The 19,420-nt window shown below is 44.0% G+C and carries 7 protein-coding genes, 39 tRNA genes, 4 rRNA genes and 4 pseudogenes; 46 read left to right on the top strand and 8 right to left on the bottom strand.

Translation table 11 applies throughout. The features are described from left to right. Positions 1-6: 6 nt before the first annotated feature. Positions 7-990, bottom strand: a complete 984-nt coding sequence (locus tag NST76_RS17005) for a cation diffusion facilitator family transporter (RefSeq protein WP_036119886.1) — start codon at positions 988-990, stop codon at positions 7-9. 14 nt (positions 991-1,004) lie between these two features. After that, positions 1,005-1,727 carry an MgtC/SapB family protein gene (locus NST76_RS17000; RefSeq protein WP_340811944.1) on the bottom strand — a complete coding sequence of 241 codons (723 nt, stop codon included), beginning with the start codon at positions 1,725-1,727 and terminating at the stop codon, positions 1,005-1,007. Between the two features lie 369 nt (positions 1,728-2,096). On the opposite strand from NST76_RS17000, the gene NST76_RS16995 reads away from it, so the two are divergent. The 23 genes from NST76_RS16995 to NST76_RS16885 all read left to right on the top strand — a co-directional run bounded on the left by NST76_RS16995 (position 2,097) and on the right by NST76_RS16885 (position 10,219). Then, on the top strand, positions 2,097-2,996 hold the full coding sequence (locus NST76_RS16995) for a DMT family transporter (protein ID WP_340811942.1): 900 nt from the start codon (positions 2,097-2,099) through the stop codon (positions 2,994-2,996). A 269-nt stretch (positions 2,997-3,265) separates the two neighbouring features. Further along, positions 3,266-4,813, top strand: a 16S ribosomal RNA gene (locus NST76_RS16990). Between the two features lie 307 nt (positions 4,814-5,120). Continuing rightward, a 23S ribosomal RNA gene (locus NST76_RS16985) occupies positions 5,121-8,040 on the top strand. A 190-nt stretch (positions 8,041-8,230) separates the two neighbouring features. Continuing rightward, a 5S ribosomal RNA gene (gene rrf, locus NST76_RS16980) occupies positions 8,231-8,346 on the top strand. Together the 16S, 23S and 5S rRNA genes with 19 tRNA genes alongside form the textbook arrangement of a ribosomal RNA operon. 10 nt (positions 8,347-8,356) lie before the next feature. Continuing rightward, positions 8,357-8,432, top strand: a tRNA-Val gene (locus NST76_RS16975). A 90-nt stretch (positions 8,433-8,522) separates the two neighbouring features. Then, positions 8,523-8,598 (top strand) — tRNA-Lys (locus NST76_RS16970). Positions 8,599-8,615: 17 nt separating this feature from the next. Further along, positions 8,616-8,700: transfer RNA gene (locus NST76_RS16965), tRNA-Leu, on the top strand. Positions 8,701-8,735: 35 nt separating this feature from the next. Continuing rightward, positions 8,736-8,810: transfer RNA gene (locus NST76_RS16960), tRNA-Gly, on the top strand. A gap of 13 nt (positions 8,811-8,823) precedes the next feature. Beyond that, positions 8,824-8,908, top strand: a tRNA-Leu gene (locus tag NST76_RS16955). Between the two features lie 8 nt (positions 8,909-8,916). Beyond that, positions 8,917-8,993, top strand: a tRNA-Arg gene (locus NST76_RS16950). Between the two features lie 7 nt (positions 8,994-9,000). Next, positions 9,001-9,077: transfer RNA gene (locus NST76_RS16945), tRNA-Pro, on the top strand. 16 nt (positions 9,078-9,093) lie between these two features. Then, positions 9,094-9,169 (top strand) — tRNA-Ala (locus NST76_RS16940). Positions 9,170-9,196: 27 nt separating this feature from the next. Further along, positions 9,197-9,270, top strand: a tRNA-Met gene (locus NST76_RS16935). A gap of 7 nt (positions 9,271-9,277) precedes the next feature. Further along, positions 9,278-9,356, top strand: a tRNA-Ile gene (locus NST76_RS16930). Positions 9,357-9,371: 15 nt separating this feature from the next. Next, a tRNA-Ser gene (locus tag NST76_RS16925) sits at positions 9,372-9,464 on the top strand. 53 nt (positions 9,465-9,517) lie between these two features. Then, positions 9,518-9,592: transfer RNA gene (locus NST76_RS16920), tRNA-Met, on the top strand. A 3-nt stretch (positions 9,593-9,595) separates the two neighbouring features. Beyond that, positions 9,596-9,672: transfer RNA gene (locus NST76_RS16915), tRNA-Asp, on the top strand. A 57-nt stretch (positions 9,673-9,729) separates the two neighbouring features. Further along, a tRNA-Phe gene (locus tag NST76_RS16910) sits at positions 9,730-9,805 on the top strand. Positions 9,806-9,810: 5 nt separating this feature from the next. Beyond that, positions 9,811-9,884, top strand: a tRNA-Gly gene (locus tag NST76_RS16905). 1 nt (position 9,885) lies between these two features. Next, positions 9,886-9,959: transfer RNA gene (locus NST76_RS16900), tRNA-Ile, on the top strand. A 7-nt stretch (positions 9,960-9,966) separates the two neighbouring features. Continuing rightward, a tRNA-Asn gene (locus tag NST76_RS16895) sits at positions 9,967-10,043 on the top strand. A gap of 9 nt (positions 10,044-10,052) precedes the next feature. Beyond that, positions 10,053-10,145 (top strand) — tRNA-Ser (locus NST76_RS16890). Positions 10,146-10,147: 2 nt separating this feature from the next. Further along, positions 10,148-10,219 (top strand) — tRNA-Glu (locus tag NST76_RS16885). Between the two features lie 60 nt (positions 10,220-10,279). Here NST76_RS16885 and NST76_RS16880 read toward each other — a convergent pair. The 6 genes and pseudogenes from NST76_RS16880 to NST76_RS16855 form a co-directional block, all read right to left on the bottom strand. Beyond that, a pseudogene (locus NST76_RS16880) lies at positions 10,280-10,695 on the bottom strand (VOC family protein). Positions 10,696-10,892: 197 nt separating this feature from the next. Beyond that, a pseudogene (nadA, locus tag NST76_RS16875) lies at positions 10,893-11,995 on the bottom strand (quinolinate synthase NadA). Next, positions 11,982-12,841, bottom strand: a pseudogene (nadC, locus tag NST76_RS16870) (carboxylating nicotinate-nucleotide diphosphorylase). The pseudogenes nadA and nadC overlap by 14 nt, the downstream one beginning before the upstream one ends. Continuing rightward, entirely contained in the window at positions 12,798-13,481 is a 684-nt protein-coding gene (locus tag NST76_RS16865) for an FAD-binding protein (protein WP_342544185.1), read from the bottom strand. The pseudogene nadC and the gene NST76_RS16865 overlap by 44 nt, the downstream one beginning before the upstream one ends. After that, positions 13,478-14,062 (bottom strand): FAD-binding protein, encoded by a 585-nt coding sequence (locus tag NST76_RS16860; protein ID WP_342544183.1) that lies wholly within the window; start codon positions 14,060-14,062, stop codon positions 13,478-13,480. Before NST76_RS16860 ends, NST76_RS16865 begins: the two co-directional genes overlap by 4 nt. Continuing rightward, on the bottom strand, positions 14,053-14,382 hold the full coding sequence (locus NST76_RS16855) for an FAD-binding protein (RefSeq protein ID WP_342544182.1): 330 nt from the start codon (positions 14,380-14,382) through the stop codon (positions 14,053-14,055). The genes NST76_RS16860 and NST76_RS16855 overlap by 10 nt, the downstream gene beginning before the upstream one ends. A gap of 100 nt (positions 14,383-14,482) precedes the next feature. Here NST76_RS16855 and NST76_RS16850 point away from each other — a divergent pair. The 23 genes and pseudogenes from NST76_RS16850 (at position 14,483) to NST76_RS16740 (ending at position 19,315) form a co-directional block, all read left to right on the top strand. Beyond that, a pseudogene (locus NST76_RS16850) lies at positions 14,483-15,552 on the top strand (cysteine desulfurase family protein). Between the two features lie 319 nt (positions 15,553-15,871). Further along, positions 15,872-15,987: ribosomal RNA gene (rrf, locus tag NST76_RS16845) — 5S ribosomal RNA — on the top strand. Between the two features lie 10 nt (positions 15,988-15,997). After that, positions 15,998-16,073: transfer RNA gene (locus NST76_RS16840), tRNA-Val, on the top strand. A gap of 3 nt (positions 16,074-16,076) precedes the next feature. Next, a tRNA-Thr gene (locus NST76_RS16835) sits at positions 16,077-16,156 on the top strand. 8 nt (positions 16,157-16,164) lie between these two features. Next, a tRNA-Lys gene (locus tag NST76_RS16830) sits at positions 16,165-16,240 on the top strand. Between the two features lie 17 nt (positions 16,241-16,257). Continuing rightward, positions 16,258-16,342 (top strand) — tRNA-Leu (locus NST76_RS16825). A 35-nt stretch (positions 16,343-16,377) separates the two neighbouring features. Next, a tRNA-Gly gene (locus NST76_RS16820) sits at positions 16,378-16,452 on the top strand. A 13-nt stretch (positions 16,453-16,465) separates the two neighbouring features. After that, positions 16,466-16,549 (top strand) — tRNA-Leu (locus tag NST76_RS16815). 8 nt (positions 16,550-16,557) lie between these two features. Then, positions 16,558-16,634: transfer RNA gene (locus NST76_RS16810), tRNA-Arg, on the top strand. Between the two features lie 7 nt (positions 16,635-16,641). After that, positions 16,642-16,718, top strand: a tRNA-Pro gene (locus NST76_RS16805). A 16-nt stretch (positions 16,719-16,734) separates the two neighbouring features. Further along, positions 16,735-16,810, top strand: a tRNA-Ala gene (locus NST76_RS16800). Positions 16,811-16,837: 27 nt separating this feature from the next. Continuing rightward, positions 16,838-16,911 (top strand) — tRNA-Met (locus NST76_RS16795). Positions 16,912-16,918: 7 nt separating this feature from the next. Continuing rightward, positions 16,919-16,995: transfer RNA gene (locus NST76_RS16790), tRNA-Ile, on the top strand. 15 nt (positions 16,996-17,010) lie between these two features. Continuing rightward, a tRNA-Ser gene (locus NST76_RS16785) sits at positions 17,011-17,103 on the top strand. Between the two features lie 53 nt (positions 17,104-17,156). Beyond that, positions 17,157-17,230 (top strand) — tRNA-Met (locus NST76_RS16780). Between the two features lie 3 nt (positions 17,231-17,233). Continuing rightward, positions 17,234-17,309, top strand: a tRNA-Asp gene (locus tag NST76_RS16775). Positions 17,310-17,366: 57 nt separating this feature from the next. Then, positions 17,367-17,442, top strand: a tRNA-Phe gene (locus NST76_RS16770). Positions 17,443-17,447: 5 nt separating this feature from the next. Continuing rightward, positions 17,448-17,521, top strand: a tRNA-Gly gene (locus tag NST76_RS16765). A 1-nt stretch (position 17,522) separates the two neighbouring features. Beyond that, positions 17,523-17,596 (top strand) — tRNA-Ile (locus tag NST76_RS16760). Between the two features lie 7 nt (positions 17,597-17,603). Continuing rightward, positions 17,604-17,680, top strand: a tRNA-Asn gene (locus NST76_RS16755). 9 nt (positions 17,681-17,689) lie between these two features. Further along, a tRNA-Ser gene (locus tag NST76_RS16750) sits at positions 17,690-17,778 on the top strand. A gap of 2 nt (positions 17,779-17,780) precedes the next feature. Then, positions 17,781-17,852: transfer RNA gene (locus NST76_RS16745), tRNA-Glu, on the top strand. 260 nt (positions 17,853-18,112) lie between these two features. Continuing rightward, positions 18,113-19,315, top strand: a complete 1,203-nt coding sequence (locus NST76_RS16740; protein WP_342544179.1) for a diaminopropionate ammonia-lyase — start codon at positions 18,113-18,115, stop codon at positions 19,313-19,315. Positions 19,316-19,420 lie beyond the last annotated feature (105 nt).

The raw sequence follows: 19,420 nt of genomic DNA, 5'->3' as shown, positions 1-19,420 counted from the left end.
AAATGATTATATGGTGTCTTTTGGTTTTTCGTTAACATGTACCCAATTTGTTTTTCCATCATCTTCATCAAATAAAATCGCTACTTTCGATACCCCTTTTTGGCTTAAGATGACCTCTGTTAAATGGTCACGTACGTCATCTAAAAAAGCCAGCGATAAATGAGGATCCGCTTCAGCTACTAATTCGACATGCAAAAATTCTCCTTCTTTAATTACTTCAAGGCGGAAGATATCTTTAATATTGGGATCATCCATTACAATATGGGCGATGTGATTTAACATTTCCTCGTCAGTCTCCCCAATGACGCCACGAGCGTTATCTAGAAATACTTTACCGACAACATAAAACATCATCGCGCCAATAATCATCGAAACAAGACCTTCTATTCGGCCCCAACCAGTAAAGTAGGCAATTAAAATGGCAGCAAAGGCTAAAAAGTTTCCGCTAGTAGCAACTAAATCTTCCATAAAGACTAATTTGGTTGCAGGCTTTGCACGATTTAAATAAGAAAACGCTTTTGGAATTGTGGAGAGACCTGCTTTTTCTTGACCCGCTTCATGCAGCACTTCAGCAGCTGCTTTGGCAAGCACTGTACCCTCTAAAACAATCCCTATGAATAATACCCCGAGTGCAATTAGTATTCCACTAGACTCTCCTGTAGGATGAATAAAATGATGCCAACCTTCTTTTATCGTTTCATAAGAAAGGATAGCTACAATAATGACAGCAAATAAGCAGACTAAATTGACAATTCGACCGAAACCACCGGGAAATTGTTTTGTAGGTGCCTTTTTTGAAAGTGCTGAGCCTATATACACAAATAATTGGTTTGCTGCATCACCGAGAGAGTGCATCATTTCTGCAAACATGGCAACATTACCAGTTAAGAAAAAGGCGACTCCTTTGATGATTCCTAAAAAGGTGTTGACACATGCTGCCAATAGGGAGGGTTTGTTGCCATCCTTTAGTAATTTTAATAGTTCTGCCATAAAAAATCCTCCAACTAGTTTAAAATTTCCATTTCGATTTTTTCTATATAAGATAGTGCTCGTAATGAACGATAAAATGATAATAGGTTATCAGAGACAATTAAGGATAGCCGCAAGTCCAATTCATGTAAAACATTATCATTTTTTAAAGGTACATCTTTAATGCGGATATTTTCGACGATAATGTTGTTGTCCTTTAAAAATAATAGAAATGATTCCGTATGGTTGTCATCATCAATTTGGACTTTTAATAAAATTTCTCGCATTCGAATTCGCTTAGGTCCAATTTTCATCAGGAAAGGCGATAGTATTTCAATGCCGAATACAATAATTACGACAGCTAGCGTTGCATCCATATAAAATCCTGCACCAACTGCAATACCGATACCAGCGGCTCCCCATATCATGGCTGCAGTTGTTAATCCCGTAATGCTATCATTGCCACGTCTTAAAATGACACCTGCTCCAAGAAACCCAATCCCGCTGACAATTTGTGCAGCTAAACGGAGAGGATCCATCGTAATATTAATATCTTCTCTGGAAGGAGTTGAGTATGCTGTTTCAATGGAGATGATGGTTAATAGGCAGCTGAAAGTAGCAATAACTAAACTGGTTTTTAATCCAACTGGCTTCTTCTTTAATTCCCTTTCGATACCGATCACTAAACTTAATGTGGCTGCAATAATTAATTTTATGCCAACTTCATATGTAATCATATTTTCCAATAATGTTTCCATACACAACCCTCCATAGATATTTCGTATTGCTAAGAGATATGCAAGCTGTCATTATTATATGTGCATTACTTTTTTGTATTGTACATCATGGAAGTAAGGAAATATAATTATTTTTTTCTTGATTAAGCAGATGTTTTTTTGGAAATGAAAGAGAAGCATCAGACGTAGAAAATCTCCTTCTTGTAATGAATGGAGTGGAGCTTGTTTTTTCAGCGGGGATTCAAACACCTGGTGAAATAGGGGAACCTATGTGCTAAGGTAATGTGTTTGCATGAGGCAGATCAATTAACTGTTGTTACAAGACGTAATAGCTTCTGGGGATTCAGTTTGAATATTACGCGCGAGGCATCAATGATGGAGGTGAGATTTTTGGAGCAACCTAAAATTCATCCATACATCCCAATCGTAATTGGTGTTATTTCAGTATCCATGTCCGCTATTTTTGTGAAATTAGCATCAGCGGAAGCTGGCATCATAGCTTTTTATCGTATGCTATTTTCTGTTTTAATAATGGCACCGTTATTTTTGAGGAAGTATACAAAGGAGTTAACAGCTTTAAGGAGACGTGATTGGTTATTTTCTTCAGTTGCGGGAATCTTTTTAGCTTTCCATTTTATTTTATGGTTTGAATCACTCAACTATACTTCAGTAGCAAGCTCTACAGTTTTGGTGACATTACAGCCGTTGTTTGCATTTGTGGGAACATACTTTTTCTTTAAAGAGAAGATAACAAAGAAAACGATCGTTGCAGGTACCATCGCCGTAGTAGGCAGTGTGTTAATCAGTTGGGGAGATTTTAAAGTAAGTGGAACAGCTTTTTATGGGGATATACTCGCGCTCATTGCTTGTGCGCTTGCTACGGCTTATTTTCTATTAGGACAGGATGTGCGTAAAAGATTATCTTTAATGACGTATACGATGGTTGTGTATGTTGTGTGTACCATTACTTTACTTTTTTATGTATTGATTAAAGGAGAATCTTTTGGTCCATACTCTTCGATGGATTGGTTATGGTTTTTCTTATTAGCGTTAGTCCCTAATTTATTGGGTCATACTCTATTTAATTGGTCTATTAAATATGTTAGTACGAATGTTGTTTCAATTGCTATATTATTTGAACCTGTAGGGGCAGCTCTTTTAGCCTTGCTGATATTTAAAGAGTATTTGATTATGACACAAATCATTGGTGGATTGATTGTATTAGCAGGGATTCTATTGTTTGTCATCGATGTTAAAAAGATTTTTAATTTTTTTACGAAAAATGCTTGATTTTTATAATGCTATATTATATATTATTACTTGTCCTTAACAAGAAGGAACGCTTGAAAATAAAGTTTTAAAAAGTTGTTGACTTCTTGTTGTGAACAAGATATGATAATAAAGTCGCTGAAAACGACTTGAATAAAATGAACCTTGAAAACTGAACAAGCAAAACGTAATCAATAAAGTTTTCAGTAACTAACTTCGGTTAGTGAACGAAACGAAATTTTGGACATCAAAATGATGCCAGCAAAACAATTTGAGCTATTCAAATTTCTTTTATGGAGAGTTTGATCCTGGCTCAGGACGAACGCTGGCGGCGTGCCTAATACATGCAAGTCGAGCGAACAGAGAAGGAGCTTGCTCCTTCGACGTTAGCGGCGGACGGGTGAGTAACACGTGGGCAACCTACCTTATAGTTTGGGATAACTCCGGAAACCGGGCTAATACCGAATAATCTGTTTCACCTCATGGTGAAACACTAAAAGACGGTTTCGGCTGTCGCTATAGGATGGGCCCGCGGCGCATTAGCTAGTTGGTGAGGTAACGGCTCACCAAGGCGACGATGCGTAGCCGACCTGAGAGGGTGATCGGCCACACTGGGACTGAGACACGGCCCAGACTCCTACGGGAGGCAGCAGTAGGGAATCTTCCACAATGGGCGAAAGCCTGATGGAGCAACGCCGCGTGAGTGAAGAAGGATTTCGGTTCGTAAAACTCTGTTGTAAGGGAAGAACAAGTACAGTAGTAACTGGCTGTACCTTGACGGTACCTTATTAGAAAGCCACGGCTAACTACGTGCCAGCAGCCGCGGTAATACGTAGGTGGCAAGCGTTGTCCGGAATTATTGGGCGTAAAGCGCGCGCAGGTGGTTTCTTAAGTCTGATGTGAAAGCCCACGGCTCAACCGTGGAGGGTCATTGGAAACTGGGAGACTTGAGTGCAGAAGAGGATAGTGGAATTCCAAGTGTAGCGGTGAAATGCGTAGAGATTTGGAGGAACACCAGTGGCGAAGGCGACTATCTGGTCTGTAACTGACACTGAGGCGCGAAAGCGTGGGGAGCAAACAGGATTAGATACCCTGGTAGTCCACGCCGTAAACGATGAGTGCTAAGTGTTAGGGGGTTTCCGCCCCTTAGTGCTGCAGCTAACGCATTAAGCACTCCGCCTGGGGAGTACGGTCGCAAGACTGAAACTCAAAGGAATTGACGGGGGCCCGCACAAGCGGTGGAGCATGTGGTTTAATTCGAAGCAACGCGAAGAACCTTACCAGGTCTTGACATCCCGTTGACCACTGTAGAGATATAGTTTCCCCTTCGGGGGCAACGGTGACAGGTGGTGCATGGTTGTCGTCAGCTCGTGTCGTGAGATGTTGGGTTAAGTCCCGCAACGAGCGCAACCCTTGATCTTAGTTGCCATCATTTAGTTGGGCACTCTAAGGTGACTGCTTATGACAAACCGGAGGAAGGTGGGGATGACGTCAAATCATCATGCCCCTTATGACCTGGGCTACACACGTGCTACAATGGACGATACAAACGGTTGCCAACTCGCGAGAGGGAGCTAATCCGATAAAGTCGTTCTCAGTTCGGATTGTAGGCTGCAACTCGCCTACATGAAGCCAATCGCTAGTAATCGCGGATCAGCATGCCGCGGTGAATACGTTCACGGGCCTTGTACACACCGCCCGTCACACCACGAGAGTTTGTAACACCCGAAGTCGGTGAGGTAACCTTTTGGAGCCAGCCGCCGAAGGTGGGATAGATGATTGGGGTGAAGTCGTAACAAGGTAGCCGTATCGGAAGGTGCGGCTGGATCACCTCCTTTCTAAGGATTATTTCGGAATACAAACCTAGGGTTTGTAAGATTACGTTTTGCGTTCAGTTTTGAAGGTTCATTCTTCTTGAATGAAAAGCTTCAAAACTTGTTCTTTGAAAACTGGATAAAACGACATTGAAATTGTAACAAACACATTTATTTTTTAAGTTTTTTTATAGGCTTAATAACATTAGAAGGTTTCAAGACACGAGCAGTTCTAGGAAGCAATCGAGTGAATGAAGGAGCGTACTTGAGTACGTGACTGATTGAACGAGTGAAGCTGACAACGAAATGTGATGTGTATTGAAAGCCGTTAGGTTAAGTTATTAAGGGCGCACGGCGAATGCCTTGGCACTAGGAGCCGAAGAAGGACGGCACTAACACCGATATGCTTCGGGGAGCTGTAAGTGAGCTTTGATCCGGAGATTTCCGAATGGGGGAACCCACTACGTTTAATGGCGTAGTATCTTGACGTGAATACATAGCGTCTTGAAGGCAGACCCAGGGAACTGAAACATCTAAGTACCTGGAGGAAGAGAAAGAAAAATCGATTCCCTGAGTAGCGGCGAGCGAAACGGGAAGAGCCCAAACCAAGAGGCTTGCCTCTTGGGGTTGTAGGACACTCAATACGGAGTTACAAAAGAGCGAGTTAGATGAAGCGACTTGGAAAGGTCCGCCAGAGCAGGTAAAAGCCCTGTAGTCGAAAGTTCGTTCTCTCCTGAGTGGATCCTGAGTACGGCGGAACACGTGAAATTCCGTCGGAATCTGGGAGGACCATCTCCCAAGGCTAAATACTACCTAGTGACCGATAGTGAACCAGTACCGTGAGGGAAAGGTGAAAAGCACCCCAAGGGGAGTGAAAGAGATCCTGAAACCGTGTGCCTACAAGTAGTTAGAGCCCGTTAATGGGTGATAGCGTGCCTTTTGTAGAATGAACCGGCGAGTTACGATTACGTGCGAGGTTAAGCTTTAGAAGGCGGAGCCGCAGCGAAAGCGAGTCTGAATAGGGCGAAATAGTACGTGGTCGTAGACCCGAAACCAGGTGATCTACCCATGTCCAGGGTGAAGGTAAGGTAACACTTACTGGAGGCCCGAACCCACGCACGTTGAAAAGTGCGGGGATGAGGTGTGGGTAGCGGAGAAATTCCAATCGAACTTGGAGATAGCTGGTTCTCTCCGAAATAGCTTTAGGGCTAGCCTCGTGATGAGAATACTGGAGGTAGAGCACTGTTTGGACTAGGGGGCCATCCCGGTTTACCGAATTCAGACAAACTCCGAATGCCAGATATTTATACACGGGAGTCAGACTGCGAGTGATAAGATCCGTAGTCAAAAGGGAAACAGCCCAGACCACCAGCTAAGGTCCCAAAGTAATCGTTAAGTGGAAAAGGATGTGGCGTTGCACAGACAACCAGGATGTTGGCTTAGAAGCAGCCATCATTTAAAGAGTGCGTAATAGCTCACTGGTCGAGTGACGCTGCGCCGAAAATGTATCGGGGCTAAACGATTCACCGAAGCTGTGGATTGACATCTACGATGTCAGTGGTAGGAGAGCGTTCTAAGTGCGTTGAAGTCAGACCAAAGGACTGGTGGAGCGCTTAGAAGTGAGAATGCTGATGAGTAGCGAAAGACGGGTGAGAATCCCGTCCACCGTATGACTAAGGTTTCCTGAGGAAGGCTCGTCCGCTCAGGGTTAGTCGGGACCTAAGCCGAGGCCGATAGGCGTAGGCGATGGACAACAGGTTGATATTCCTGTACCACCTCCTCACCGTTTGAGAAATGGGGGGACGCAGTAGGATAGGGTAAGCGCGCTGTTGGTTATGCGCGTCCAAGCAGTAAGGCGTGTGTGTAGGCAAATCCGCACACTGTAACGTTGAGCTGTGATGGCGAGTCCGTATGGACGAAGTTCCTGATTTCACACTGCCAAGAAAAGCCTCTATCGAGGTGAGAGGTGCCCGTACCGCAAACCGACACAGGTAGTCGAGGAGAGAATCCTAAGGTGTGCGAGAGAACTCTCGTTAAGGAACTCGGCAAAATGACCCCGTAACTTCGGGAGAAGGGGTGCTCTTGAGCGTGCAAGCGCATGAGAGCCGCAGTGAATAGGCCCAGGCGACTGTTTAGCAAAAACACAGGTCTCTGCAAAACCGTAAGGTGACGTATAGGGGCTGACGCCTGCCCGGTGCTGGAAGGTTAAGAGGAGTGGTTAGCGCAAGCGAAGCTGCGAATTGAAGCCCCAGTAAACGGCGGCCGTAACTATAACGGTCCTAAGGTAGCGAAATTCCTTGTCGGGTAAGTTCCGACCCGCACGAAAGGCGTAACGATCTGGGCACTGTCTCAACGAGAGACTCGGTGAAATTATAGTACCTGTGAAGATGCAGGTTACCCGCGACAGGACGGAAAGACCCCGTGGAGCTTTACTGTAGCCTGATATTGAATTTTGGTACAACTTGTACAGGATAGGTAGGAGCCAGAGATCTCGGAGCGCCAGCTTCGAAGGAGGCGTCGGTGGGATACTACCCTGGTTGTATTGAAATTCTAACCCATGCCCCTTAGCGGGGCAGGAGACAGTGTCAGGCGGACAGTTTGACTGGGGCGGTCGCCTCCTAAAAGGTAACGGAGGCGCCCAAAGGTTCCCTCAGAATGGTTGGAAATCATTCGTAGAGTGTAAAGGCACAAGGGAGCTTGACTGCGAGACCTACAAGTCGAGCAGGGTCGAAAGACGGGCTTAGTGATCCGGTGGTTCCGCATGGAAGGGCCATCGCTCAACGGATAAAAGCTACCCCGGGGATAACAGGCTTATCTCCCCCAAGAGTCCACATCGACGGGGAGGTTTGGCACCTCGATGTCGGCTCATCGCATCCTGGGGCTGTAGTCGGTCCCAAGGGTTGGGCTGTTCGCCCATTAAAGCGGTACGCGAGCTGGGTTCAGAACGTCGTGAGACAGTTCGGTCCCTATCCGTCGTGGGCGTAGGAAATTTGAGAGGAGCTGTCCTTAGTACGAGAGGACCGATGGACACACCGCTGGTGTACCAGTTGTCTTGCCAAAGGCATCGCTGGGTAGCTATGTGTGGACGGGATAAGTGCTGAAAGCATCTAAGCATGAAGCCCCCTCAAGATGAGATTTCCCATTACGCAAGTAAGTAAGATCCCTCAAAGACGATGAGGTAGATAGGTTCGAGGTGGAAGTGTGGTGACACATGGAGCTGACGAATACTAATCGATCGAGGACTTAACCAAAATGTTTGAACCATTCAATGAACCGTTTATCCAGTTTTGAAAGAACAAAACTTTCAATAAAAAAAGAGCTTCAAGACACAAGTAGAACAAGGAAGCAAACGAGTGATTGAAGGAGCGTACTTCTGTACGTGACTGATTGAACGAGAGCAGCTGACGCAGTAATACGCCGTGTATTGAAGGTCGACCATAGTCTAGTGATGATGGCAAAGAGGTCACACCCGTTCCCATACCGAACACGGAAGTTAAGCTCTTTAGCGCCGATGGTAGTTGGGGGCTTCCCCCTGTGAGAGTAGGACGTCGCTAGGCATAATACCCAGGAGGATTAGCTCAGCTGGGAGAGCATCTGCCTTACAAGCAGAGGGTCGGCGGTTCGAGCCCGTCATCCTCCACCATATGCCAGTATTTAGCTCAGCAGGTAGAGCAACTGACTTGTAATCAGTAGGTCGTGGGTTCGATTCCTATAGCCCCGCACCATTTTTTTAGAGCCATTAGCTCAGTTGGTAGAGCATCTGACTTTTAATCAGAGGGTCGAAGGTTCGAGTCCTTCATGGCTCACCATTTTTAAATAATAATAAGCGGGTGTGGCGGAATTGGCAGACGCACTAGACTTAGGATCTAGCGCCGTAAGGCGTGGGGGTTCGACTCCCTTCACCCGCACCATTATTTCATTGCCAGATAAAAAAACTTATGCACATGCGGAAGTAGTTCAGTGGTAGAACACCACCTTGCCAAGGTGGGGGTCGCGAGTTCGAACCTCGTCTTCCGCTCCAAATGTGCTTAAGGGTGGCGGAACTGGCAGACGCACAGGACTTAAAATCCTGCGGTAGGTGACTACCGTACTTAGGTTCGATTCCGGTCCTCGGCACCATTTTTAATGCGCCCGTAGCTCAATTGGATAGAGCGTCTGACTACGGATCAGAAGGTTATGGGTTCGACTCCTGTCGGGCGCGCCAAAAAGAACGGGAAGTAGCTCAGCTTGGTAGAGCACTTGGTTTGGGACCAAGGGGTCGCAGGTTCGAATCCTGTCTTCCCGACCATTTCCAAAGAAATTATGGGGCCTTAGCTCAGCTGGGAGAGCGCCTGCCTTGCACGCAGGAGGTCAGCGGTTCGATCCCGCTAGGCTCCACCATAATAAATTAACCAGTATAAAGATCCTGGCGGCGTAGCTCAGCTGGCTAGAGCGTACGGTTCATACCCGTAAGGTCGGGGGTTCGATCCCCTCTGCCGCCATCTTAAAGGACCTTTAGCTCAGTTGGTTAGAGCAGACGGCTCATAACCGTCCGTTATCGCAGGTTCGAGTCCTGCAAGGTCCACCATTTATATATTGCAACGGAGGTATACCCAAGTCTGGCTGAAGGGATCGGTCTTGAAAACCGACAGGCGGGTAACACCGCGCGGGGGTTCGAATCCCTCTACCTCCTCCAGTTTTAAATCTTTATAAATGGTGCTTTAAAAACTCGAAACCGTATAAAATTATCGCGGGGTGGAGCAGTGGTAGCTCGTCGGGCTCATAACCCGAAGGTCGTTGGTTCAAATCCGGCCCCCGCAACCAAATGGTCCCGTGGTGTAGCGGTTAACATGCCTGCCTGTCACGCAGGAGATCGCCGGTTCGATCCCCGGTCGGGACCGCCATTATTTTCATAAGAAGATATGAAAAGCAAAAGAAAATAAGCTTAGCATGGACGAAATGGGTCAGTAGCTCAGTTGGTAGAGCATTAGATTGAAGCTCTAAGTGTCGGCGGTTCGATTCCGTCCTGACCCACCATTTATGCGGGTGTAGTTTAATGGTAAAACCTCAGCCTTCCAAGCTGATGTCGTGGGTTCGATTCCCATCACCCGCTCCAAGGGCCTATAGCTCAGCTGGTTAGAGCGCACGCCTGATAAGCGTGAGGTCGATGGTTCGAGTCCATTTAGGCCCATCATTATTCCGAAGTAGCTCAGTTGGTAGTAGCACCTGACTGTTAATCAGGTTGTCGCAGGTTCGAGTCCTGCCTTCGGAGCCATTTTTATGTGGGGAAGTACTCAAGAGGCTGAAGAGGCGCCCCTGCTAAGGGTGTAGGTCGGGTAACCTATGCGCGAGGGTTCAAATCCCTCCTTCTCCGCCATTGGCCCGTTGGTCAAGTGGTTAAGACACCGCCCTTTCACGGCGGTAACACGGGTTCGAATCCCGTACGGGTCATACTAAAAAACAGTAGATGCACACGCATCTACTGTTTTTTCATATTCATAGATATAAATATTACTCTTGATTCAATGCATTTTCATCCATATAAACTACTTCCCAGATATGCCCATCTACATCCTGAAATCCCCAGCCATACATAAACCCATGATCTTGGGGTTCACTATAAGATTTACCACCGAGACCAGTGCCTTATTTACTAATTGATCTACTTGCTCTCGATTTTCAGCAGATAGACATAAAATTGCTTCTGCAGACGTAGCAGTATTTGTAATTTCCTTCTTACTAAACCCTTTGAATCGTTCTTCCACCATCATTAATGCGAAGATATTTTCACTAATAATCATTGAGGCTGTAGTCTCATCGCTAAATTGTTGATTGAACTCAAAGCCTAGTTCCTTAAAGAAGTTGATGGATTTGTTTAGATCTTTCACTGGTAAATTGATAAAAATATTTTTCGATTGAAAAGCCATTTATTTTCACCTCCAAATCGACAGTAGCATAGAGCATAAAGCCATGTCAATTTTAGCAATAGATGGATATTCTTTGATTGGATCGATGATGATGCATTTGAAAATGGCAGTTGTTTAAGCTATTCAAAATAGATGTTATATGAACATAAAAAGCAGAGACGTTTTTTTACACCATCTCTGCTTTTAAAGCAACCTAATTATCCTCGTGCTAGCATTCTTTCGAGAGAGCTAAGTGCTTCAGCTGTAGTATATTCATCTACTTGGATACGGTTATGTGGTTGCCCCTGCTCAATACTTTCTAAGCTCCACAACAGATGGGGAAGGTCAATGCGATTCATTGTTAAGCAAGGACAAAAATTTTCATTTAAAGAGATAATATGTTTATCTGGATGCTGCTTCATTATGCGATTGACAAGATTCATTTCTGTTCCAATAGCCCATGCCGATCCGCTTGGTGCACGATTGATTGTCTCAATGATGTATTTTGTGGAACCTGCATCATCAGCAGCTGCTACAACTTCACGACTGCATTCAGGGTGAACAATAATTTGCATAGTTGGATGTTCTTTGCGAACGACCTCCGTATGGTGAACCGTAAATCCTTCATGTACAGAGCAATGACCTTTCCATAGAATAACCTGAATGTTCTCAAGCGGCTCATTTGTTTCAAGTATATTCTTATGGGGATTCCAAACAGCCATATTTTTAAGTGGAATACCTAAATCATAGGCAGTATTTCTTCCTAAATGTTGGTCAGGTAAAAAGAAAATACGCTGTTTTTGTGTAAATGCCCATTGAACAAGCTCCTTAGCATTCGATGAAGTGACACAGGCACCACCATGTCTTCCCGTAAAGGCTTTAATGGCAGCAGTTGAATTGACATAAGTTAGCGGGATAATTGTATCACCAAAGAGTTGCTGAAGAATCGGCCATGCTTGTTCTGTTTGATAAATATCAGCCATATCAGCCATTGAACAACCTGCACGCATATCTGGTAAATAGACATGTTGCTGCTTCGTTGTCAGCATATCAGCAGTTTCAGCCATAAAATGCACACCGCAAAATACGATATGCTCAGCTTCCTTGTTTGCGGCAGATAATTGAGCTAACTGTAGGGAATCACCAGTTGCATCTGCAAATTGAATGACTTCATCTTTTTGATAATGATGTCCTGGTATAAATAGTTTAGATCCTAATTTTTGCTTTATTGATAAAATACGAGATTCCATTTCCTTTACTGATAATGCCCAGAATGCTCTGGAAGTAGTGTCGTTTGTTGTAATAAACTAGTTATGGACAAGGGAATGATCTCCTTTCATTTGAACGAGTGCACTAATGTCAAAGGCTTTAACGGAATGCGTTAATGAACCAAGTGAAATAAACTGAACACCTGATTGTGCATAGGCCTTTAAATTTTCAAGTGTGATGCCTCCTGATGCCTCTGTCACAATAGAAGAAGGGACAGTGGGAAGCCATGCTCGTATTTCTTCTGGACTACGGTTATCAAACATAATAATATCTGCTCCAGCAATGATGGCTTCTTCTAGCTGGTCCTTTGTTTCAATTTCCACTTCGATTTTTACAGTATGACCGACTTTTGCTCTAGCAGCCTGAACAGCTTTTGTAATGCTACCAGCAAAGGCAATGTGGTTATCCTTTAGCATGATGGCATCATACAGGCCATTACGATGATTAAAGCCACCATAGGTTCTAACAGCATATTTATCCAGCATACGCAATCCAGGCATGGTTTTACGCGTATCACATATTTTCGCATGCGTACCAGCTGTTTCTCGAACGGCATGATGGGTCGCTGTCGCAATAGCGGACATACGCTGAATAAGATTTAATATAACGCGCTCACCTATTAATAATTTTTGTAAGGGTCCCTTTACCACAGCAAGCACATCATAGCCTTTACTGTCTCTCCATCTTTTTTTAGAAGTTGGATTTTTATTGATCGATCGAGTAAGTGAAAGCCATACTCAATAATGAGCGCCCCGCAGAAAACCCCATTTTCTTTAGCATAAAAAGAAAATGATCCCTGCTGTTCAGCTGAAAAGATATATTCACTCGATAAATCCCCATCACCTAAATCCTCATTAAAAAATTGCTTGAGCATTTCCTCGAGTTTGATGATATTCATACAATGAGTTCCTCACTTTCATTTGGCCTTGCGAAAAAATAATCCAACGACTTGCCCAGTGTGCGTCCATTTCTAATTTATCCGTACGAATGTGAGCACCACGCGTTTCCGTTCGTGTAATTGCAGCATGTGCCATTAATGTTGCAACAACATGCATCATAAATAGTTCCAATTCAGCTTGTTCTAGACCCTTTAGATTCGTATAAAGAAGTGATTGTAAGGAGGGTAATTGCTGAATAAAATGCTGCAAGTCATTAACGTTTCGCACGATGCCTAAAAACTGCATCATGTATTGCTGTAACTGCTGTTTGCTAAATAAAGATGGCATTATTTCAGCACATTGATGGTGGTCATGTGTGAAATTTTTTTGATGGCAACCATGTTGAATGATGAACTGAGCCATTCTTTGCCCAAACGTAATACCTTCCAATAGGGAGTTACTTGCTAAACGGTTCGCACCATGGACACCTGTACAGGCAACTTCCCCCACTGCATATAGATTAGGTATAGTGGTTCTTCCTTTGTCATCAGCAATAACGCCCCCCATTAAGAAATGACTTCCTGGAGCTACAGGAATTAAGCCATCTTGTAAATAAACTTGATTGTCATAGCAAAGCTGAGCAATTGTTGGGAATTTCACTTCAAAATTTTGAATGTTAGTAATATCAATAAACGTCTCCTCACCAGCAGCACGTTTTTAAAAAGTGCAAGTGCCGTAATATGTCTTGGTGCTAAGTCAAGTTGGGCATGTAAGCCTGTCATAATGGGCTGACGCTGTGCATCGACAAAGATGCCACCAGCACCTCGAACAGCTTCGGAAACTAATCCCTTCGCCTCATTTTCACACCAAAGCAGACTAGGGTGGAACTGCATAAATTCCATATCACTGATGGCAGCACCTGCGCAAAATGCTAACGCGATGCCGTCACCTGTATTGGTTGGATAATTAGATGTGCTTGAATAGAGTGCACCTGCACCACCTGTCGCTAAAATGACATGATGGGCCAAATAGCGTGTAATGCCTTTTTGTCCTTTGGTAAGTGCGCCTATGCAGTCACCATCTGTATTCCGTAAAAGCTCATAAGCCATTTCATAGCAATTCACCTTTGTTTTAGGCGAAAGTTTATGAAGTAAGTAATCTATGAAAATTTGACCAGTACGATCACCACCTGCATGTAGAATACGATGATGACTATGTGCCCCTTCGAGTCCTAGAGCCATTTTCCATCAACATGACGATCGATAGGGAGACCAGTCTTTAAATATTTCTGCATGATTTTAGTGCCATCTTCTATGAGTGTAGTAACATGTTTTTTCTCGTGATGATATTCTCCAGCTTTCAATGTATCAGCAATGTGGTGTTCAATATGATCTTTCTCACTTGTAACAGCAGCGATGCCACCTTGTGCACGATAAGAACTACTCATATAAAGAGATGATTTTGTAACAATTTGTACTTGAAAATGTTCTTCGAGCAGTAAAGCAGCTTGAAGTGCAGCAATTCCACTGCCGATTATAAGGACATCTGCCTTTACATCCATAGTTATACCCTCTTTACAGTTGTCTTGACACTTATCTTTACATAAAATAAAAAAGAAAACAAGACTTGATGAACTAGAGAGGGAGAAGACAATGATTTATATGGATTATGCTGCGACATCACCGATGACGAAGGAGGCTCTTGCAGCTTATGTAGAGGTAGCACAGCGGTATTATGGAAATAGTGCAAGTCTTCATGATTTAGGAGGACAAGCCTATTATTTTGTCCAGCAATCAAGAGAGGTTGTAGCCAATGCTTTAGGCGTAAATAGTGACGGTATTATTTTTACAGGGAGCGGGACAGAAGGAAATATCCTGGCTATCTTGTCATTAGCGCTGGCCTCTAAAAAAGGAAAACACATTATTTCATCTCAAGCTGAGCATACGTCTGTGCATGCAGCGTTGAATACGCTTGAGAAAATGGGTTTTATAGTGACAAAATTGCCTTTACAGATGGATGGATGGATTGACCTTGAACAATTACAGCAAGCAATCCGCAAAGATACGGCTTTGATTACAATTCAACATGTCAATTCTGAAATTGGTGCTATTCAGCCTGTAGAGAAAATAATAGAGATGGCTAAAAAATCTGATGTTTTCAGCCATATTGACTGTGTACAATCATTTGGGAAGCTTGCTATACCAAGTGGAGTAGATGCCATCACAATCTCAGCTCATAAAATAGGTGGACCAAAGGGGTGTGGTGCTGTCTATCTGAATCCTGCGCTCCGAGTACCTGCCTTAACATAAGTGTGACTCATGAGAGGGGTTTAAGAGGCGGCACATTAGATACACCAGCAATTGTAGCCTTTGCGGCAGCAATTGAAAACTATCAATATGAAAGACAACATTATGAGACTTTAAGAAGATTTTTGAAAAACAATTTGCCTGAAACATGCCAATTAATAGAATGTAACCAACAATTGCCTACTATTTGTGGCGTAATGATGGATAAAATAGAGGGACAATATGTTCTTTTAAAGTTAAATGAGGCAGGAATCTGTATTTCGACGGGTAGTGCATGTGATATTCATAGTGAATCTGGAACGAAAGCCATTTTATCAATGGGTTACTCTTTGGAAGCAGCACGCCAATTTTTTAGACTATCTTTTGGAGCTTCCACTACATTTGAAGAAATTCTAAGATTGAAACAAGAGCTTTTAACTATTTAATGAAACAACAAGTGAAGGGTTTTCTATACCCTTTCCTTGTTTAGAAATAGATTATAAGCTAAGAAAATAGGTGAAATAAAATAATTGTTTTCTTTTGAAACAACAATTGTTATAATATTTTGCAGGGCAATATTTTCTCTTACTTAGCAAAAATAACTTCAAAAAGTAATAATTTCTTTTTTTTATAAAAAAGTATTGCACAATGTGAGAAAACGTTATACAATAATTCTTGTCTTGAAGGACAGGTAAACAACTTCAAAACAAGATACATAAAGAAACTTCTGCTAAGAACGCAGAAGCCAGCACATCCATGTGCAAGTCTAGTGATGATGGCAAAGAGGTCACACCCGTTCCCATACCGAACACGGAAGTTAAGCTCTTTAGCGCCGATGGTAGTTGGGGGCTTCCCCCTGTGAGAGTAGGACGTCGCTAGGCATAATACCCAGGAGGATTAGCTCAGCTGGGAGAGCATCTGCCTTACAAGCAGAGGGTCGGCGGTTCGAGCCCGTCATCCTCCACCATATGCTTAGGTTTAGCTCAGCAGGTAGAGCAACTGACTTGTAATCAGTAGGTCGTGGGTTCGATTCCTATAGCTTAAGCACCATTTTTTTAGAGCCATTAGCTCAGTTGGTAGAGCATCTGACTTTTAATCAGAGGGTCGAAGGTTCGAGTCCTTCATGGCTCACCATTTTTAAATAATAATAAGCGGGTGTGGCGGAATTGGCAGACGCACTAGACTTAGGATCTAGCGCCGTAAGGCGTGGGGGTTCGACTCCCTTCACCCGCACCATTATTTCATTGCCAGATAAAAAAACTTATGCACATGCGGAAGTAGTTCAGTGGTAGAACACCACCTTGCCAAGGTGGGGGTCGCGAGTTCGAACCTCGTCTTCCGCTCCAAATGTCTTAAAGGGTGGCGGAACTGGCAGACGCACAGGACTTAAAATCCTGCGGTAGGTGACTACCGTACTTAGGTTCGATTAGGTCCTCGGCACCATTTTTAATGCGCCCGTAGCTCAATTGGATAGAGCGTCTGACTACGGATCAGAAGGTTATGGGTTCGACTCCTGTCGGGCGCGCCAAAAAGAACGGGAAGTAGCTCAGCTTGGTAGAGCACTTGGTTTGGGACCAAGGGGTCGCAGGTTCGAATCCTGTCTTCCCGACCATTTCCAAAGAAATTATGGGGCCTTAGCTCAGCTGGGAGAGCGCCTGCCTTGCACGCAGGAGGTCAGCGGTTCGATCCCGCTAGGCTCCACCATAATAAATTAACCAGTATAAAGATCCTGGCGGCGTAGCTCAGCTGGCTAGAGCGTACGGTTCATACCCGTAAGGTCGGGGGTTCGATCCCCTCTGCCGCCATCTTAAAGGACCTTTAGCTCAGTTGGTTAGAGCAGACGGCTCATAACCGTCCTATCGCAGGTTCGAGTCCTGCAAGGTCCACCATTTATATATTGCAACGGAGGTATACCCAAGTCTGGCTGAAGGGATCGGTCTTGAAAACCGACAGGCGGGTAACACCGCGCGGGGGTTCGAATCCCTCTACCTCCTCCAGTTTTAAATCTTTATAAATGGTGCTTTAAAAACTCGAAACCGTATAAAATTATCGCGGGGTGGAGCAGTGGTAGCTCGTCGGGCTCATAACCCGAAGGTCGTTGGTTCAAATCCGCCCCCGCAACCAAATGGTCCCGTGGTGTAGCGGTTAACATGCCTGCCTGTCACGCAGGAGATCGTAGGTTCGATCCTTATCGGGACCGCCATTATTTTCATAAGAAGATATGAAAAGCAAAAGAAAATAAGCTTAGCATGGACGAAATGGGTCAGTAGCTCAGTTGGTAGAGCATTAGATTGAAGCTCTAAGTGTCGGCGGTTCGATTCCGTCCTGACCCACCATTTATGCGGGTGTAGTTTAATGGTAAAACCTCAGCCTTCCAAGCTGATGTCGTGGGTTCGATTCCCATCACCCGCTCCAAGGGCCTATAGCTCAGCTGGTTAGAGCGCACGCCTGATAAGCGTGAGGTCGATGGTTCGAGTCCATTTAGGCCCATCATTATTCCGAAGTAGCTCAGTTGGTAGTAGCACCTGACTGTTAATCAGGTTGTCGCAGGTTCGAGTCCTGCCTTCGGAGCCATTTTTATGTGGGGAAGTACTCAAGAGGCTGAAGAGGCGCCCCTGCTAAGGGTGTAGGTCGGGTAATACGCGAGGGTTCAAATCCCTCCTTCTCCGCCATTGGCCCGTTGGTCAAGTGGTTAAGACACCGCCCTTTCACGGCGGTAACACGGGTTCGAATCCCGTACGGGTCATACTAAGTGCAGTAGATGAATTACATCTACTGCACTTTTTAATTGATTTGATAACATAGTTACTATAAAAATGAAGCCTTCACAGAACATCGAATCTGTGAAGGCTTGTTAATTATATAGGAAGTTAAGAAATTTTTCTCCCTTTTCCGTAGGGGATCATAAACGCATAACAAGGAACTTAGACAAATGTAAGTTCTGTATTGTATAATTTTGTATTTTGAAGCTAGATGGACTAAGCTAATGATAAAGGAGGGATAGGAATGAATGAAAAATTAAAGTGGGTGCACAATCAGCTGGATAAAGCAAATGACGGAACAGCTTTACTGCCATATTTTACATTGGAACAAGTAAAGAAAGTGGGGCAATTTCTACGTACATATGAGCAATTTGAAAAGACACCTCTCCATCATCTTAATTCACTTGCTTCATGGATGGGTGTAGAAAAAATTTTGGTAAAAGACGAATCCTATCGATTTGGCTTAAACGCATTTAAAGTATTAGGCGGAGTTTATGCAATTGCGCAGTATGTTGCCAATAGACTCCAGAAAAATATAGAGGAACTATCGTTTGAACAATTAAAATCATCAGAAGTAAAAGCGCAGGTAGGAAATTTAACCTTTATTTCAACAACAGATGGTAACCATGGTCGTGGTGTGGCATGGGCGGCTCGTGAACTAGGGTATCAAGCGCGAATATATATGCCAGCTGGCAGTGCCGATGAACGTTTACAGCATATTAAAAAAGAAGGAGCCTATGCTGAAATAACGACAATGAATTATGATGAAACCGTGCGTTATTCCTCGCAGCTAGCACAAGAAAATGGCTGGGTCCTGATTCAGGATACGATGTGGGATGGCTACGAAGAAATACCATTATGGATTATGCAAGGCTACACAACACTTGTACATGAAATCGTTGAACAGATGCAGCAAGCTCCGACACATGTATTTTTACAAGCTGGTGTTGGGTCATTTGCAGGGGCAGTAGTAGCTTTTTTACAACAATATTATGAGCAGGATATTACATTTGTGTTAGTTGAGCCACATGTTGCTAATTGTTATTATGAGAGCTTTAAGGCAGGTACTGAGCAATATGTAACTGTTGGTGGAGAGATGAAAACCATAATGGCGGGCCTTGCTTGCGGTGAACCTAATCCACAGGCTTGGCGATTCTTAAAAGCCCATATAAAAATAAGCATCTCCTGTGAAGAAGAAATAGCAGCAACAGGAATGCGCGTTCTTGCAAATCCATTGGCTTCAGACTCACGTATTATAGCAGGAGAATCAGGAGCGGCTCCGTTTGGTTGCTTTTATGAATTAATGACTAATGAACACTACAAAGATTTAATACTCGACCTACAGCTAGACGAACATGCGAGGGTGTTGTTTATTAATACAGAGGGTGACACAGATAAAAAGAATTATCATCACATAGTGTGGCATGGGAAATATGCGAATCAATGAACAGTAAGATAGCTGGATCATTTTTAAACTACCAAAACAATGCAGAAGAAACGAACTATTGCGAAATAAGAGTATCTCGCGATAGTTTATTTTTTCCTTGCTTAT

Source organism: Lysinibacillus sp. FSL W7-1291 (genome assembly GCF_038593415.1).
Classification (GTDB): Bacteria; Bacillota; Bacilli; order Bacillales_A; family Planococcaceae; genus Lysinibacillus; species Lysinibacillus fusiformis_D.
This window is presented reverse-complemented; position numbering and strand designations above follow the sequence as displayed.